Genomic DNA, 15810 nt, shown 5'->3' on the forward strand with positions numbered 1-15810 from the left:
TTTTGTCTGCTAGGAGGTCACCATGAGTTTTCTTTCAACGCTAAAAGCCCTCTTCAAGCGTCCTGCCCGGCGGCAACCGTCCACCCGGCCGCATGCCGAACCAGCCGCGGGGCAACCACAGCCTGAGCCCAGCCGACCCGCTGCTACCCCGCGAGTGGCCAATAGCTTACCGCCAGCCACCGGCCCAACAAGCCGCAACGTGCGTGTGGCCGTCTATTACCGCCAGAGCGGCATGCAAAAAGCGCTCTATCCAGCCCAGTATTTCCACGGTCCAACTGGCGCCAAGCTGACCTTCCCGTGGCCAGTGTTACCAGGGTATGAGCTGGTCGAAATCACCGGCTATATTGACCGCTTTCCGCCAACCAATCAGGTCATCTACCTCCTCTACGAACCGCATCTCGCCGCTCCGGTCACTGTTTATCATCGCGACGAGCAAGGCCACCTGTTGACAGCGCCCCAGCTACATATTGGCCCCCTCAATGCCAGCTTCACGGCGCACGCGCTGGCAGATTACCCGCTTGCCGCCGGCGAAACCGCGACTCAGCAAGGGCACTTCACCAAAACCGCGCAAACCTTGCGTTTTCGGTATCAACTCAGCCCTGAGCTCACGCGCGAGGCCGCCCCGGCCACCTATGTAGAACTGCTGGCCGCCAAACCAGCCTACGCAACGCCAAATGCGCCTAGTGCCTACCGCCGCACCTTACCGATGCATTCTTTCTGGCGCGTTTTCAGCATTGCGCAAAGTACCACCGGCGAGATTTGGCTCGATTTAGGCGGGAGTCTGTGGATCACCGCTGATCTCACCATGCCGCAGGACACCAATCCCTACCTGCCCGCGCCTGCCACCTTGCGCCTACCTGACCCGGCTCGGGCCGTGACGTTCACGCCGATTCACCAGGTCGCCGTCGTCGATACCTTCAGTGCGGTTTCCTTATGGACCGCGCCTTACGAAATGGTTAAACCAGACCGCCTGGCCGCTGGTAGCACCGTGCAACTGATTCGGCTGGCAGTGGTCAGCGATGGCAGCCAGTGGTATCAACTCAGCACTGGCGCTTATGTCCAAGGGATGTATCTTGATTTAACAGAGGCATAATCATTAAAGGCCATTGGTGGCGAATCCCCAGATTCCTCACCAATGGCCTTTTTGACTGGTGCATTTTCACTCCAGCTCCCTGCTCCACTCCGGCCCAAAGCAAAACCCCCACTGCCAAAGCAGTGAGGGCAACAAGCGATTAACGCGTGAATAGTGGATCCACACCGGCAACGATAGGCGCGGTGTCGTCATCATAACCAACGGCGCTCATCCCCAGCTCAACATCCGCGAGATACTTCTCGCCAGTTTGACCTAAGGCTTCGGTTAGGGCCGTCATGCCAGCTTCATCTTCATCCGGGGCATCGACGATCAAAATCAGATGCTCGGTGCCATCATAGTGCATCAGCCGCAGCCAAGCCCGCTTGACGGATGCCGCCTTGGTTAGCTTAGCTTTCAACGCCGGCCACAGGTCCTTCGGCAAATCAGTCGGGTCGCTGACAGCCACTTGCACCTCGTCCTTGTTGGCATGGTGCGCGCGCGCCTGTTTGGCCAAATCGGCCACCATCGGCCGGTCGAGGAAGATGTTATCCGCGAAAGGATTGATGGCAATGCCATTGACCGAATCGTTATTTTTAATCAGTTCAGACAGGTCATAAAAATTGATGGGCAAAATCGAGGCCCGGTCAACATTCTCATCCAAGCCGGCATTGTGCCAGTTATCGAACATCATGTTGACTTCCTGCCAGTCGGTGAACAGCGGCTGGATTTGGCGATTGTCCTGCGTGGTCATCAGCGGGAACTTCATGTCGACGTCAGCGTCCATTTGCGCCTTGCCGGCTTCGTCAGTTTTGATTTCTTGATCTGCCAGCACCACCATCAACAGCGTTGAGTGTTCAATCAGTTCTTCAAGAAAGGCACTCATGTTTTCATCGTTGTCTTCCAGCCGGTAGCTGTTCCACTTGGCCAGCAAGCCATCATTGGTGACGCCTTGAACGGCCAAATTGTGCTCGTTTTCTGTCATTTCAAACTCCTCCTCCGCTCGCAGCGGTGCTTACAGTTTCGCAGTTAATTTCACGTCAGGATACTTATCGGCAAACCAGCGCTCGGCGTACTGGTTTTCAAACAGGAACAGCGGCTGGCCTTGCATATCCTTGACCAGTAAATTCCGCGTACTGCTCATCTTTTCATCCAACTGATCAGGGTCGATCCAGCGCGCCACGCGGCTACCAATCGGGCTCATCACGACTTCCGAATTGTATTCATTTTGCATCCGGAACTTGAAGACTTCAAACTGCAGCTGCCCCACCGCCCCGAGAATGTAATCGTTGGTGGTGTAGGTGCGATAGAGTTGCACGGCGCCTTCTTGCACCAGCTGCTGCATACCCTTGTGGAAACTCTTTTGTTTCATGACGTTTTTCGGCGTCACCCGCATGAACAACTCCGGCGTAAACTGTGGCAACTTCTCGTATTCCACCGGCGTCTTGCCGGCGTAAATCGTGTCGCCGATTTGAAAATTCCCAGTGTCATACAAGCCGACGATATCGCCAGCCACTGCAGTTTGGACCTGCTCGCGGCTATCGGCCATGAATTCGGTCGAATTGTTCAGGCGCAGCTTCTTATCGGTGCGGGTCAAGGTGACATCCATGCCGCGTTCGAATTCGCCGGCGCCAATGCGGACAAAGGCAATCCGGTCGCGATGACTAGGATTCATATTGGCCTGAATCTTGAACACAAAGCCAGAAAAGTCTGGTGCCGTTGGTGACAGTTCGGTACCATCAAGCAGGCGGTGCGGACCAGGTTCTGGTGCCATGTTGACGAAATGGTCCAAGAAGGTCTGGACGCCAAAGTTCGTCAGCGCGGAGCCGAAGAATACCGGCGTCTGTTCGCCGCGCATGATTTTTTTCAAATCATACTGATTGCCGGCGTCATTGAGCAGCTCGATATCGCCCAACGTATCGCGGTAAATCGATTCATTGGTCAACGGCTCGCTGGAATCCAGCTCACCGTCTGCGTTCAGCGGCAGATACTTGTCCCCAGCTTCATTGTCACGGTATAGCTCAATGCGGTTCGCCACGCGGTCGTACAAGCCAACCAGGCCCTTACCCATGCCAATCGGCCAGTTCATTGCGTAACCCTCGATACCCAGCAAGTCTTCCAGCTCAGCAATCAAATCCAGCGGTTCGCGACCATCGCGGTCCAGCTTGTTCATGAACGTGAAAATCGGAATGCCGCGCTGTTTGACGACCTTGAACAGCTTCTTGGTCTGGGCTTCAATCCCTTTGGCCGAGTCAATGACCATCACTGCGGCGTCCACCGCCATCAAAGTGCGGTAGGTATCTTCGGAGAAGTCTTCGTGCCCGGGGGTATCCAAAATGTTGATTTGCTTGCCTTGGTAGCCAAACTGAAGCACCGAACTGGTGACCGAAATCCCGCGCTGTTTTTCGATGGCCATCCAGTCAGACTTAGCAAAATGGCCAGACTTACGCCCCTTCACCGTCCCGGCTTCGCGAATCACGCCTCCGTACAACAGCAACTGCTCGGTAATCGTCGTTTTCCCGGCATCGGGGTGAGAAATGATCGCAAACGTCCGCCGTTTGGCCACCTCATCCTTTAATTCTTGTGGTTTCATAACTTAAATTCCTTTCAAAATCCCGCCAGCGATCGACAACCGCGCACTCACATTGGCCCAACCTCGCTTCATAAAATAAGTCCCGGCAACAGTCCACCGAGACTAGGTCTTTTTAATATTATAGTGAATACATGGAACCACCGCAACTAAAGGCTGTGGAGCGAGGCCGCACTTAGCCTGACGAGTAGCCTAGCCAGCGGGTTTGCCACCGCTTTTTGGTGGCGGACCCGCTGGCTAGGCTACTCGCTCAGGCGTTGGCCTCGCGCAGCGCAACTAAAGGCGCAAAGCAGGCTGCGGAAGGTGGCTGATTTTAGCCTGATGGGTAGCCTAGTTCAGCGCCTTGAAGCCTGCTCTTGGCTTCGAGGTGATGAACGCTAGCCACGCAGGCGTTAGCCACCTGGAGCGCAACTAGGGGCTGTGGAGCGAGGCGCTCTTAACCTCACCGGAAGCCTAACTCAAGTCGTACGCTCTAGGCTTCCCCATCTTCCCGTTTCGGTCCAGCCGCTTGCGGCTGCTTTGGCAAATGCAAATGTACATTAATCAGCCGCGACTTTTCAATCTTGCCAGACGTCAACGTGCCGCCAGGAATCGGAATGGTTTCCTTTTTGTGATTGGTCGGAATGGCACCAAGTTGATTGATCATATAACCGGCGATGGTATCGACGTCAGGGGCGGTTAAATTCAGGTCAAATTCCGCATTGAAATCATTCAACGTCATCCGGCCGTTGACCAGAAAATCATCCTCATCGAGTTTGGTGTAATTCACCGTGGCCGAATCCGATTCGTCATCGATGTCCCCGACGATTTCCTCAATCAGGTCCTCAATGGTTACAATGCCGACCACGCCGCCATACTCGTCGAGCAAGATACCCATTTGCTGCTGGCGAATGCGCATTTCTGTCAGCAGATCATCAATGCTGATGGTTTCAGGCACAAATAACGGATCCGTCATAATGTCTTCCAGCCGCACCTGATCAAAGCCAACTTTGCGCGCGGCGCGGAGCAAGTTGCGCACATGCACAATGCCGACCACCTGATCCTTTTCGCCTTGGTAAACCGGAATCCGGGAGTAGATATTACCAAGGATTTCATCAATCGCTTCGGAATCAGGCTCATCAGCGTTCACCATGAAAGCATCAATGCGCGGCACCATCACTTCCCGGGCCAACTTATTGGACAAACTGATGATGCCTTCCAGCATTTCGTACTCGTCCTTGTCAATCGCCCCAGATTGCTTGCCACTTTCGATCATGGACACCATTTCTTCACGGGTGACCTGGTCGCCTTGCGCCGCAAACTTCAGCGGCGTTACCTTCATCAGTAAATTCGTGGAAGCCGACAACAACCACACGAAAGGCCGCAGCGCCACGCTCAGCCAAGAAATTGGCGTCACCGCCGCTTTTGCCACCCGTTCTGTCATTTGGAGCGCCACTTGTTTGGGATAAAGCTCCCCGAACACCAGCGAGAAATAGGACAAAATCAGGGTGACGACAATCACCGCCAGCTCATGGCCAAAACTCAAGCCCCCAAACACCGGCTCCAGGCGGGATGCTAACGTGGTCGCCGCGGAAGCCGAAGCGAAGAAGCCGGCGAAGGTAATACCGACTTGAATCGTGGCCAAAAAGTTGGTCGAGTTGTTCATGATGGTGACCAACTTGGCCGCTTTTTTATCGCCGGCCTTAGCCTGGCCTTCCATTTTCGATCGGGACAACGACACCACTGCGATTTCTGCCGCCGCAAAGCAGGCATTGATCACAGTCAAAATCACAATCAGTAATAATTGGCTCCATAAAGGACCCGCAGAATCACCACTCATCAGAACTTTCCTTTCTTAACTCGCCGGCATGGCGTTAACGTGTTTTCGGTTTTTGCAGCAGGGTTTGCTCACTTTGCCGCTGCTGCTTGTGGAAACGGTACAGCTCGGCGGCATAGGTGACGATGGTTTTGCCCACGGCGTAGGCCGGTACCGCCAAAATCGTGCCGAGAATGCCCCAGAGGTTGCCCGCCACCAGCAGCAACACAATGATCGTCAACGGATAAATATCCAGGCTGCGGCCGATGACATTCGGATAAATCAAGTTGCCGTCGGTTTGCTGGACAATCAGCACGACCACAATGACCAGCACCACTTTGCTCCAGCCTTGGGTCAGCGCCACCATCAGTGCCGGCGCGATGCCGATGTACGGTCCGAGATAGGGAATGATGGTGACCACGCCGGCAATAAAGCCCAGCAAGAACGCGTAGGGCATGCCGATAATCAGATAGCCGATAAAGGTGAAGCTCCCCACGAACAAACACTCAATCGCCTGCCCGGCGATGTAATGCGACAAGGTCGAACTCATCCGGGTGAACACGGTGCTGATTTCCGTTTGGTACTTATCGGGAAACACCCGCTGCACCGCCGGCACCAAGCGTTCGCCGTCTTTCAGCATGTAAAACAGCAAGACGGGAATGGTGATGACGCTGATCACAGTGCCAGCGACAGAGCCAATCAAGCTCGGCACCCCGCTGCTGAAGCCGCCCAGAATTTTCGGCAAAATTGTCGCCGGTTCCACCTTCAGTTTAGCAATCAGCTTGGCCACCCCAAACTGTTGGTACCAGCGATACCGGGATAACTCTGACAATTCGGTGCGCAGGTTTTTCAGCAGCGCCGGCAGCCCAGTGACTAACTGCGTGATCTGGTCAATCAAGTTCGGAATGATGGTGGCAATCAAAAGCCCAATCAGGCCGATCACAACGAGAAATACGAAGGTGATCGCCCCAGCGCGGGGAATATGCGCTTTGGTCATGAGATTAATTAAAGGATTGAACAGATAGAACAAAAACCCCGCCACCAGAAAAGGAATGAGCAAGGTGGAAAAGAACGTCGCGATCGGCGCAAACAAAAAGCTTAGGTTGGACAGGCAGATGATCAAAATCACAATAATCAGCGCCTCTAGCGACCAGTACATCAGCCGCGATTCGCGTAAGCGTTCAAACAAAGCCATCCCTCCTCACGAAATAATGACTAACTTTAGTATATCGGATTATACCACCTTTGTAATGTTTATAACCGGCTGCTTCCACTACCCTTTTCATTTTAGATGGTGATGCTATAATAAGTCATCTCAAAAACAGGAGCCACTTGCTAATGGAATTTAAAATCACCACTGATCTTGCTACGCAAACTTATCAAGATGCCTTAATGATTCGCACCACCGTCTTTGTGGACGAACAGCACGTCCCGGCCGACCGCGAAGTCGACGCAGACGAAGCCAAAGCCATTTATTTTGTCGCCTATGACAGCGGCCTACCGGTGGCCACCGCGCGCCTGCTGCCAGAACACGGCGGCTACCACGTGCAGCGCGTGGCGGTGATGAAAGCTTACCGGCACCATGGCGTTGGCCAAGTCCTGCTGGAGCAGCTCACGGACTACGCCAAAGCGCACGGCATCGAAACGATGCGCCTCGACGCGCAAGTGCAGGCGGTGGGCTTCTACAAAGCCCTCGGCTACCAGCTCACCGACCGGCCCGAATTTCTCGACGCCGGCATCCGGCACCGCGAAATGGAATTAACCCTTTAGAATCAAAAACGGTCGGCAAACGCCGACCGTTTTTGATTCTAGCTATGGTGAACATGGTGCTCAATCCGCTTTTCCGGCTGAGCCCACAGTGCCAGCAGCGCCACATCCACAATGATGGTCAAAGGCGGCCAGAGAAACGCCAGCAAAATCGCTATCACATTACCACTGATAGTCATCAGCGGTTTGTAATAGCCTTCACCCAGCAAACCAACCAGCGCCGTGTTGTGGCGATCAGCGTGAATCAGCAGCCGAATAAGCAGCCAGAAAGTCACGTCCATCAGGAGCATCACAACGCCGTAAGTCATCTCAGGCACGTAGCTGTCTATGTGCTGCGCGCCAACCCAGGACGTGGCAAACGGCATTAAGGACGCCGCAAACAAAAACGCTAGGTTGGCCCACAGGACGCGGCCGTTGATTTTTTTGATCAGCAAAAACAAATGATGATGATTGTTCCAATACACCGCCATGGTGAAAAAGGAAATCAGATAAATCAAAAAGACGCTTCGCATCCCCCACAACGCCGCGAAGCTACCCGCTTCTGGGGCGTGCAGGTCCAAGACCATAATGGTAATGATAATCGCGATTACGCCATCAGTGAACGCTTCAAGGCGACTTTTGGGCATGGCTACTCCTCCTATTTGATGGCGGCGTCGTACTCGGCTTTGGCCTGTACCCAGCGATCGTGATCCGCGGCAGTTAGCGGCCGCAGCACATGGGCCGGATTGCCCACTGCAATCACTGAATCAGGTAAATCCTTCGTCACCACACTCCCCGCGCCGACAATGGTGTTATCACCAATCGTCACGCCAGGCAGCACCGTCACATCGCCGCCAAGCCACACATTATTGCCAATCGTGATGGGCTGCGCGTATTCAACCCCTGAGTTGCGAATGTCCGCATCCAGCGGGTGCCCCGGCGTCAGCAAGCTGACCCGCGGGCCGAACAGCACATTATCCCCAATCGTGATGGGTGCCACGTCTAGCATGATGGGATCATAGTTGGCGTAGAAATTCTGGCCAATGCGGGTGTTGACGCCGTAATCCACCCGCAAATTCGGTTCAATGTAGCTGCCTGTCCCAATCGCGCCAAACAGCTGCTGAAGCAGGTCCGCCCGCTTCGCTGCCTCGGTGGTGGCCAGCGCATTGTACTGCGTCGTCAGCTGCCGGGCCAGGCGCCGTTGGGCAACGAGGTCGGCAGCATCGGCGCGGTAAAGCTCACCCGCCACCATCCGGTCATGATCAATCGAACTCATCATAGCCCTCCAGTTGATTTTCATTGATGTACAAGAGATAGTCAACGCTGGCCGCTTCACCAGCCTTAACCGGATACGATTCGATGTAATATGGATTGTCAGTTTGGCCAATATGCGCCGGAATCGGGAAGCCGGCTTTTTCAAGCACTTCTAGGCCTTTGGCGAAAGTGGTTTGCACCGGCAGTTGATTCAAAATCCCGTTGGCCGGCTTGCTGGCCTTACCCACCGTCGCGGCTGGTAACTTCACGCCTTCCAGCCCTGCTGGCACCGGCGTATCAGCTGCGGCCAAGCTGCCAATCCAGTACTGGAAATTATCGTAAGGCGAGAAAATCACCAGGTACGCCCGATTTGGCGTCGGCACCACAGCATCCAATGCCTCGAAGTACCCAGCCGCTTCGAATTCCTGCCAGCAGGTAAAAAAGGTCCCCATTTGATCCGAATCGGCGGCGGTGTACACCTTACCGATAAATTGACTCGCAGGCTGATTCAGTAATGCTGTCATTTATTTTCCTCTTTTCCAAAAAATAAAAACGCGAGGTTCCCCTCGCGCCTAACCGCAACCGCGCGGCTTCGGGTCTACACCCGGTGAGACAACTGCAAGTACCGGTTGTACCACAGATCAACATAGGCCTGTGAAAACGGACCTTTACCATGGTTAATCCAATCGACCAACACCCGCACGTTCGCTTTCAAAATGCGATCCGTGGTGGCCGGGTATTGCCATTTTCGACTGTGCGCCTCGTATTCATCTACATCAAGGAGCCGTTTTTCACCATCAGGGAAAACCTTAACATCCAAGTCGTAGTCAATATACTTCAGCGCTTCCTGATCCAACGTCACAGGACTGGCCAAGTTGCAGTAATACGACACCCCGCCTTCACGGATCATCGCAATCACATTGAACCAGTAATGTTTATGAAAATACACGATCGCCGGCTCGCGAGTCAGCCACCGTCTGCCATCGGATTCGGTCACAAGGGTGTGATCGTTACAACCAATAATTGCATCTTCGCTGGTTTTTAGAACCATCGTGTCTCGCCATGTGCGGTGCAGGCTCCCATCGTGCTTGTAGCTCTGAATGGCGATTGAGTCGCCTTCCTTAGGGATCCGCATAGTATGTCCAGCTTTCAGCAATTATCTTTTGTCACAGTCAGTATACCAGAAAGCCCGAAAGCAAGAAAGGCAGGCTGTGGAGGTGGCCGCATTTAGCCGGATGGGTAGAAGTCAGGTCGGGCAGGACCGCCTCCGCAGGCAGGGGCTGGAACGTGGTGGCCAGCGCTTTGAGCCTCGCGCTGCGAGTCTCAAAGTCGCGGCTTGTTCTAAGCCAACAAGTTGGCTAAGAACAATTTCACCACTGAGCCCCTGCCTGCTCCGGCGGTCCTACTCTACGGTGGTTATTCTACGGTTCAATCCTGCAGACGCGACAATTTCTCCAGTTGTCAGCTCCATATCATTTGGAGGATTCTGGTGGTGACGTGAGCAACCACCAGTGCGAACTTCTAGCCAAATTCTACTTTTCTCGTTTTCGTTCGCGGCTAGCTGGTCGTCCTACTGTTATCGAGCGGGTTGCGGTGGTGGGTGGAGCTGGCAAATGGCTGGCAGTGAAACGATTGGCGACCGGAAGACCAGCGCGTTTTTCGCTGGGCTTCCCAGAGCCAATCGCGGCAAAGTTGAAGACGCCATTGAGCGCAGCGAAGGCGGCTTTAACTTTAGGTTCGAGACCGCTTTTCGGCTCGAACCGGCCGCACAGCCAGCCGCCCGCCAGCGGAGCCCACCACCGCAACCCGCGGCACCAAAAAACCGACACTGATAGCGCAGTGTCGGTCGCGATAATCTTAAATAGTTTCGTCAATATGCGCCGCGACTGCATCGTGGACATGGACACCGGCCGCTTCGAGTTCGGCGATTTTCTTGGCGAATTGCGGCAAGTGCTGCTTGTTGGCCACCAGCATTTCATCCAAGAGATCCTTGGCCTTTTGCCCAGAGCGGATCATCGGGTTCATGGTGAACGCCTGGAGGGCTAGGCCATAGTCGCCAGTGACGGCGGCTTCGTCGATGACCAGTTCCATGTTTTTCATCAACTGCAACCAGCCGCGTTCCGCCGGTTGAAAATGACCAAAAGTCAGCGGAATCGCGCCCGCTGCGCCCACTTGCGCTGAGACTTCCACCACATGGTCCGTTGGCAAGTCCGGCACGGCGCCGCGGTTAAGGGTGGACACCACCATGTGAGTGCGTTTGTCCGCATAAATCGAGGCGATCGCTTCGCAGGCAGCGTCGGAATAATGCGCCCCACCACGTTCGGCCAGTTGCTTCGGCTTGTAATCCAGATTTGGATCTTTGTACAAGTCAAAGAGTTCCTTTTCAATCCGCATCACCTGCTGAGCGCGGGTGCCTTCACCCTTGAATTCCTCCAGGCTGTGGTCCAGCATTTCTTGTTCCCGGTAGTAATAGCGGTGGTAGCCGCAAGGAATCATTTTCATCTGTTCCAACTGTTCGCGGAAGAATTGGACGTTGAAGATGTTCTTCGGTAGCCCGGCATCCCCTTCGTACATCTTCGCCACGATGTCCATGGTCACTTCCCGGCCAGTATTATCAAAGACCCGGTGCCAGTGAAAATGGTCAATGCCGGCAAATTTGTAGGTCAAGTCCTTGAGCTGCTTGCCAATTAATGCCGGCTCGGTCATCATCGCCATCACTGGCACATTGCACAGGCCAATCACCTTGTCCCACTTACCGTAAGTCTGAATGGCTTCGGTGATCATGCCGCTAGGATTGGTGAAATTGATCAACCACGCATCGGGGCAGCATTCCTTCATGTCTTTGACAATGTCCAAAATCACCGGCACCGTGCGGAAGGCTTTGAAAATGCCGCCAGCCCCGTTGGTTTCCTGGCCTAAAAAACCGTATGATCCAGGAATACGTTCATCCTTGATGCGCGCCTGCATCAGCCCCACCCGGAATTGGGTCGAGACAAAATCGGCGTCCTGCAACGCTTCACGGCGGTTCAAGGTGAGATGCACTTCCCAATCGAGACCGGCGGCTTTGACCATGCGTTTGGCCATATGGCCGACGATATTGAGTTTCTCTTCACCTGCCGGAATATCGACCAACCAAATTTCTTTGATTGGCAGTTGGTCTTTGCGTTTGATGTAGCCTTCAATCAATTCAGGGGTGTAGCTCGAACCCCCACCGATGGTTACCATTTTCAATGCATCACGACTCATGAGCAGGACCTCCATTTGTGAATGATTTTACTTACGCATTCACCCTACCGCGTGGGATTGATCCCACGTCAAGTCGGAGCCATCAAAAAAGCCGAATCTTTTTCGATTCGGCTTGGCCTTAACAACTCTCTCGCCGCACAATAGTTGGCGTGATCGGCATGATCGGGAGTTGCTGCTTATGCAACTGATTGTACAGATAATGAAAAGCGTTCTGGGCTTGCTGGCCCAGCTTGGGGTCAATGGTGGTGAGGCCCATGACGCGGCCAAAGGCGGAATTATCAAAGCCGAAGACCTGGCAGTCTTGCGGGACGGTTTTGCCGGCTTGGCGCAAGGTCGCGATAAAATCGGCCGCGACATAATCGGAATAGATAATCACCGCTGGTGGCCGCTGGGCATCGGCGAGCCACTGCTGCGCTGCTTTGATGCCGGCGCCGGCTTGGACTGGGCTGAACACTTGCCAGCTTTGATCAATCCTCGGATGGGCATTGGCAAAGGTCTGAATCGCCCGCAGCCGCGCCTTAGTATTTGTGCTGCTGGGAGCGCTCAACACATGACCAATGCGCGTGAAGTGCTTGGCGGCAAGATAGGTTAATATTTGCAGATAAACGGGATAATGATCGACATAAGACGAATAGATGACCGGCGAATCCAAGCGGCGCCAAGTGGCGATAGGCCCGAATTGAGCATACTGTTCGATCACCGGCCAGTCATTGAACTGCGTCATCAAATACACCGCATCCAGCAAGTGCGTTTCCAGGTTGGCCAGCACCGCCCGTTCTTCCTCGGCATTGCGGGTGACATAGACGTTAACGTGGTAGCCGTACTGTTGCGCCGATTGGGCGAATTCATTCAGAAAATCGCCCAGCGTGGGAAAGTAGCCGGCTGTCAGCAGGCCAATGGTATGGGATTTTTGCGCCCGCATTTGCCGGGCTAATGAATTCGGCACGTAGCCGAGTTGCTTAATCGCGGCCAGCACCTTGGCTTTCGCGGCAGGACTGACATGCGGATTGCCACTGATGACCCGTGAAACGGTCGACCGAGACGTCCCGGCCAGCCGCGCCACTGCTTGAATGTTGGCCATCATTCGTCCTCCTGCTCTAACCGCTGCAGCACTTGCTCAATGGCATCATTCTGGAACCCTTTGCGCAGCAACGCCAAGCGCACCCGCTGCGTCCGCTCATACCCCTCGTATTTGCGTTTGAGGCGCCACTGTTTGGTCGCTTCCCGCTCCAGCAGGCCTGCTTCGGCTTCGTCATCGCGATCAAGCGCCAAGCTTGCCAGCGCGGCAGTGGTCTGATCAGTGGTGAAGCCTTTTTGCATCAAAGCCAGGCGGATTTTATTCTGCTGATCGTTAAAGGCCCGGCGCGTGGTGCGGCGCGCGGTTTTTTGCGCCACGCGCAGCGCCACTTCGGCCCATTGCGCCGGGGTCACTTGAGCCACAGCCGCAGCCGCCAGCCGTTCATGAATGCCTTTGGTGCGCAGGCGCTGTTCGACTTGGCGCGGGCCGCGTTCGCCCATGGCCAGATTATCGCGCACCAGCGTATCGGCGTATAACTCGTCATCCAGCACATGCAAGCTCTTCAGTTGGTCAGTGGTTTGCGCAATCACGTCCTCTGGCACTTCGTCTTCGCGCAACCGCTGGCGCACTTCATGCACGGTACGCATTTGATGGCTAATATAATTCAGTGCCGTCGCCTTGGCCACCGCGGCCACTTCCTCGTTCTTGATGGCCTCAACCTGCGCCGGCTCCAGCTCCAGCCCTTTGGCTAAGCGGAATTTGATTAGCGTACTTTCGCTCACGGGGAAGGCATATTTGTCGTCTAAGAAGATGTTGTAGCGGCCGCGCCGTTTTTGGGCTGTAATTTTTGTGATCGTTTGCATGCGTTCAACCTCGTCTTGTTCACAAAATAATTAATTCGCTATGGTATACTGAGTAAAAGACTTAAATCTAATCGTAAGGGGGCGGACCGGATGTTTGAAGCTTATTTCTATGACAAACACACCCAGACGAATTACCATGTTTTTCGGCTGCTCAAGGCCCGCCAACACGAAAGCTTTACCATTAACCGGCTTAGTCTCGAAGCTAAGTTAAGCTACTCACAAGCCTACAATGCCTTCCAGGATATCATGACGGCGTTGCAGGCCAAAAACGCCCATGGCTCCGGTCCACTGAATGAAACCGAATATGCAAGACTCAGCGCCGATGTCACGGTGGATGACTATCGGTATTTTCTGCTGAGCGATTCGATGGCCTTCCGCTTCTTTGACTACGCCTTTCGCCAGAGCACCCCAGATGTCCATCAATTTTGCAGCGATTGGGGTCTCAGTATTTCTACCTTACGCCGCCGGATTGCCCCTTTCAAGCGCTACTTAACCAGCAAAGGCCTGCGCCTTAATACCAGCACCTGGGCGCTGGAAGGCGATGAGCTCAAGGCGCGGATGCTGATTCTGACGTTCTACAAGATGGCTTACCGCGGGGTTGGCTGGCCGTTTAGCGAACGTGATTTTCAAGCTGCTAACCAGCGCTACCTCTACTTAACCCAAGGCCAAGACCAGCTTTTTGGACCGCCTACCACTTCAATGAAACAAGATCTACTGCTCCTGGCTGTGCAGGCCATGCGGATTGAGCAAGGTCACATTCTGGCGGTGCCGGAACGCATCCCTGATTTATTCGCCGAGTTCCGGGCGCCAGGCACCGATTTTCCCGCTGAAGACTTACCACCCTTGTCTACGGTACAGCGCCAATGCGAACGCAACTTTTACGACTTCACCCGCTGGCACTTCATTTCGCTCAGCCACACCGTCAGTGCGCGCGATCAGGCCGTGATGCGCGTGCTGGATAAACCTGACACCTGCGCTCACCATTTTGCCCATGGCCTCATCAGCTATCTGCAGGCACAATGCCCGCCGGCCGACCGGCAAGAAGAAAGCCAGCTGGCGATGCTCAACGTCAATCTTCACCGCATGGCGGACACTTACCTGACGCTACAAGGTGATTTTGCCAAGCGGCTGGACTTTATGGATCTCGATCGCGACCTCGCCGAAAGTGGCCGCCTGCCATCTTTGATCAAAACGTACTTCGACCACCTCGACCGCAGCCAGGTTGGGGCTTTGGCGGACTACTACAACGCCATGTACCAAGTGCTGTACATTCTGCTCGCCCCGGCCTTTCCTGGGCTCAACGCCGATCATCAGCTCAAAGTGGCCGTGATTGTCGATGCCGGCACCTTCATGAGTCGAGATTTGCACAGTTTCTTGAACGCCCTCACCTTCATCGACCTGGTGTCACCGGCGCACAATGTCTTGCCCGATGTAATCATCACCAGTTTGTCCGTGCCGCAAGTGCTCAAGGACTATTACAGCCCTGAGCGGCTCAAGCAGGTCACGGTGATTCATTGGCAACCTGAAGTCGCGGATGACGACTTCTTCAACCTGCTCAGCCGCTTATCGCAAATCAAGCCCCGCATCGTTCATCAGTAAAAAAACAGACGTCGCATTTTTCCTGCGACGTCTGTTTTAGCGTGGTCTTGTCAGCACTTTAGCGATGATTAAGGCGACGACCGCCACAAATAATAGCAGTAGCACCACGACGTTTTTCAACAGATAGCCGGCGATGCCAAAGGCCAGCAGCACCAACAAAATCACCAAAAACGCATTGCCATTTAGCCACTTCATCGGCTAGCTCCGATGCACAGGATGCGCCTGGTAGCCATTGAAGTAATTGAAGGCCTCAAAAATCACCAGCCCGACAATCACCACAATGGTTAAAATGGTGTTGGAAATGTTCTTCAGGTACCACAGCCCCACCAAAATCACGACTAACGCCGCCAAATAAGCATACAGCAGCACCCGGTTTTGCGTGATTTCGAATTCCGCATCGGTGGACTGATAGTCAATCGTATGCTCCGCCGACAAGCGGCCCACTTTGTAGGTCACCTGCTCACCGCGCTTCACGTTAAGCTCCAGCGTTTGGCCTGGTTCCAATTCGTGCAGCTCACCGTTGTGGGTAATGAAGGCTTTGATTTTGCCTTGATTATTATTGTTAAAGTAGATTTTCACCGGTCATCCCCCCTGCAGGTGATTATACCCGACATGGAGAAAGCGTGCCAA

General features: G+C 54.2%; 16 protein-coding genes. 3 read left to right on the top strand and 13 right to left on the bottom strand.

What is annotated here, in order from left to right; genetic code table 11:
- The first annotated feature begins 22 nt into the window (after nt 1-22).
- The gene (locus JUF11_RS02400) at nt 23-1093 is read left to right on the top strand and encodes a MucBP domain-containing protein (RefSeq protein WP_204118137.1); all 1071 of its coding nucleotides are present in this window, start codon (nt 23-25) and stop codon (nt 1091-1093) included.
- 139 nt (nt 1094-1232) lie between these two features.
- On the opposite strand, the gene JUF11_RS02405 is transcribed toward JUF11_RS02400, so the two are convergent.
- From JUF11_RS02405 to JUF11_RS02420, 4 genes are all read right to left on the bottom strand, one after another.
- Nucleotides 1233-2054, bottom strand: a complete 822-nt coding sequence (locus tag JUF11_RS02405; protein WP_204118138.1) for an enhanced serine sensitivity protein SseB C-terminal domain-containing protein — start codon at nt 2052-2054, stop codon at nt 1233-1235.
- A gap of 30 nt (nt 2055-2084) precedes the next feature.
- Nucleotides 2085-3662 (bottom strand): peptide chain release factor 3, encoded by a 1578-nt coding sequence (locus tag JUF11_RS02410; protein WP_204118139.1) that lies wholly within the window; start codon nt 3660-3662, stop codon nt 2085-2087.
- 469 nt (nt 3663-4131) lie between these two features.
- A complete protein-coding gene (locus JUF11_RS02415) occupies nt 4132-5478 on the bottom strand; it encodes a hemolysin family protein (RefSeq protein WP_204118140.1) in 1347 nt (448 codons plus the stop codon).
- Nucleotides 5479-5512: 34 nt separating this feature from the next.
- Entirely contained in the window at nt 5513-6643 is a 1131-nt protein-coding gene (locus JUF11_RS02420) for an AI-2E family transporter (protein ID WP_204118141.1), read from the bottom strand.
- A 149-nt stretch (nt 6644-6792) separates the two neighbouring features.
- Here JUF11_RS02420 and JUF11_RS02425 point away from each other — a divergent pair, with 149 nt between their 5' ends.
- Nucleotides 6793-7224, top strand: a complete 432-nt coding sequence (locus JUF11_RS02425) for a GNAT family N-acetyltransferase (RefSeq protein ID WP_204118142.1) — start codon at nt 6793-6795, stop codon at nt 7222-7224.
- A 38-nt stretch (nt 7225-7262) separates the two neighbouring features.
- Here the strand turns inward: JUF11_RS02425 and JUF11_RS02430 are convergent, their stop codons facing one another.
- The 7 genes from JUF11_RS02430 to recX form a co-directional block, all read right to left on the bottom strand.
- Nucleotides 7263-7847: a TMEM175 family protein gene (locus JUF11_RS02430; RefSeq protein ID WP_204118143.1), complete on the bottom strand. Its 585-nt coding sequence runs from the start codon at nt 7845-7847 to the stop codon at nt 7263-7265.
- A gap of 11 nt (nt 7848-7858) precedes the next feature.
- Nucleotides 7859-8476, bottom strand: a complete 618-nt coding sequence (locus JUF11_RS02435; protein WP_204118144.1) for a sugar O-acetyltransferase — start codon at nt 8474-8476, stop codon at nt 7859-7861.
- Nucleotides 8463-8978 carry a hypothetical protein gene (locus JUF11_RS02440; RefSeq protein WP_204118145.1) on the bottom strand — a complete coding sequence of 172 codons (516 nt, stop codon included), beginning with the start codon at nt 8976-8978 and terminating at the stop codon, nt 8463-8465. The genes JUF11_RS02435 and JUF11_RS02440 overlap by 14 nt, the downstream gene beginning before the upstream one ends.
- A 74-nt stretch (nt 8979-9052) precedes the next feature.
- On the bottom strand, nt 9053-9589 hold the full coding sequence (ntdP, locus tag JUF11_RS02445; protein WP_125581808.1) for a nucleoside tri-diphosphate phosphatase: 537 nt from the start codon (nt 9587-9589) through the stop codon (nt 9053-9055).
- Nucleotides 9590-10311: 722 nt separating this feature from the next.
- Nucleotides 10312-11700, bottom strand: a complete 1389-nt coding sequence (locus JUF11_RS02450) for a 6-phospho-beta-glucosidase (protein WP_204118146.1) — start codon at nt 11698-11700, stop codon at nt 10312-10314.
- Nucleotides 11701-11818: 118 nt separating this feature from the next.
- Nucleotides 11819-12781 carry a LacI family DNA-binding transcriptional regulator gene (locus tag JUF11_RS02455; protein ID WP_204118147.1) on the bottom strand — a complete coding sequence of 321 codons (963 nt, stop codon included), beginning with the start codon at nt 12779-12781 and terminating at the stop codon, nt 11819-11821.
- On the bottom strand, nt 12781-13581 hold the full coding sequence (recX, locus tag JUF11_RS02460; protein WP_204118148.1) for a recombination regulator RecX: 801 nt from the start codon (nt 13579-13581) through the stop codon (nt 12781-12783). Before recX ends, JUF11_RS02455 begins: the two co-directional genes overlap by 1 nt.
- A 90-nt stretch (nt 13582-13671) precedes the next feature.
- On the opposite strand from recX, the gene JUF11_RS02465 reads away from it, so the two are divergent.
- On the top strand, nt 13672-15180 hold the full coding sequence (locus tag JUF11_RS02465) for a helix-turn-helix domain-containing protein (RefSeq protein WP_204118149.1): 1509 nt from the start codon (nt 13672-13674) through the stop codon (nt 15178-15180).
- A 36-nt stretch (nt 15181-15216) separates the two neighbouring features.
- Here the strand turns inward: JUF11_RS02465 and JUF11_RS02470 are convergent, their stop codons facing one another.
- Together JUF11_RS02470 and JUF11_RS02475 are read right to left on the bottom strand one after the other, a co-directional pair.
- Entirely contained in the window at nt 15217-15375 is a 159-nt protein-coding gene (locus JUF11_RS02470; RefSeq protein ID WP_204118150.1) for a hypothetical protein, read from the bottom strand.
- 3 nt (nt 15376-15378) lie between these two features.
- Nucleotides 15379-15759, bottom strand: coding sequence for a hypothetical protein (locus JUF11_RS02475; RefSeq protein ID WP_236000374.1), 381 nt, complete (start codon nt 15757-15759; stop codon nt 15379-15381).
- Nucleotides 15760-15810 lie beyond the last annotated feature (51 nt).

The organism is Lacticaseibacillus suilingensis, assembly GCF_016861845.1.
GTDB classification, from domain to species: domain Bacteria; phylum Bacillota; class Bacilli; order Lactobacillales; family Lactobacillaceae; genus Lacticaseibacillus; species Lacticaseibacillus suilingensis.

Coding starts and splice junctions, on each gene's coding strand:
- JUF11_RS02400 (WP_204118137.1), top strand. CDS start 23: ATGAGTTTTCTTTCAACGCTAAAAGCCCTCTTCAAGCGTCCTGCCCGG.
- JUF11_RS02405 (WP_204118138.1), bottom strand. CDS start 2,054: ATGACAGAAAACGAGCACAATTTGGCCGTTCAAGGCGTCACCAATGAT.
- JUF11_RS02410 (WP_204118139.1), bottom strand. CDS start 3,662: ATGAAACCACAAGAATTAAAGGATGAGGTGGCCAAACGGCGGACGTTT.
- JUF11_RS02415 (WP_204118140.1), bottom strand. CDS start 5,478: ATGAGTGGTGATTCTGCGGGTCCTTTATGGAGCCAATTATTACTGATT.
- JUF11_RS02425 (WP_204118142.1), top strand. CDS start 6,793: ATGGAATTTAAAATCACCACTGATCTTGCTACGCAAACTTATCAAGAT.
- JUF11_RS02430 (WP_204118143.1), bottom strand. CDS start 7,847: ATGCCCAAAAGTCGCCTTGAAGCGTTCACTGATGGCGTAATCGCGATT.
- JUF11_RS02435 (WP_204118144.1), bottom strand. CDS start 8,476: ATGAGTTCGATTGATCATGACCGGATGGTGGCGGGTGAGCTTTACCGC.
- JUF11_RS02440 (WP_204118145.1), bottom strand. CDS start 8,978: ATGACAGCATTACTGAATCAGCCTGCGAGTCAATTTATCGGTAAGGTG.
- ntdP (WP_125581808.1), bottom strand. CDS start 9,589: ATGCGGATCCCTAAGGAAGGCGACTCAATCGCCATTCAGAGCTACAAG.
- JUF11_RS02450 (WP_204118146.1), bottom strand. CDS start 11,700: ATGAGTCGTGATGCATTGAAAATGGTAACCATCGGTGGGGGTTCGAGC.
- JUF11_RS02455 (WP_204118147.1), bottom strand. CDS start 12,781: ATGGCCAACATTCAAGCAGTGGCGCGGCTGGCCGGGACGTCTCGGTCG.
- recX (WP_204118148.1), bottom strand. CDS start 13,581: ATGCAAACGATCACAAAAATTACAGCCCAAAAACGGCGCGGCCGCTAC.
- JUF11_RS02465 (WP_204118149.1), top strand. CDS start 13,672: ATGTTTGAAGCTTATTTCTATGACAAACACACCCAGACGAATTACCAT.
- JUF11_RS02470 (WP_204118150.1), bottom strand. CDS start 15,375: ATGAAGTGGCTAAATGGCAATGCGTTTTTGGTGATTTTGTTGGTGCTG.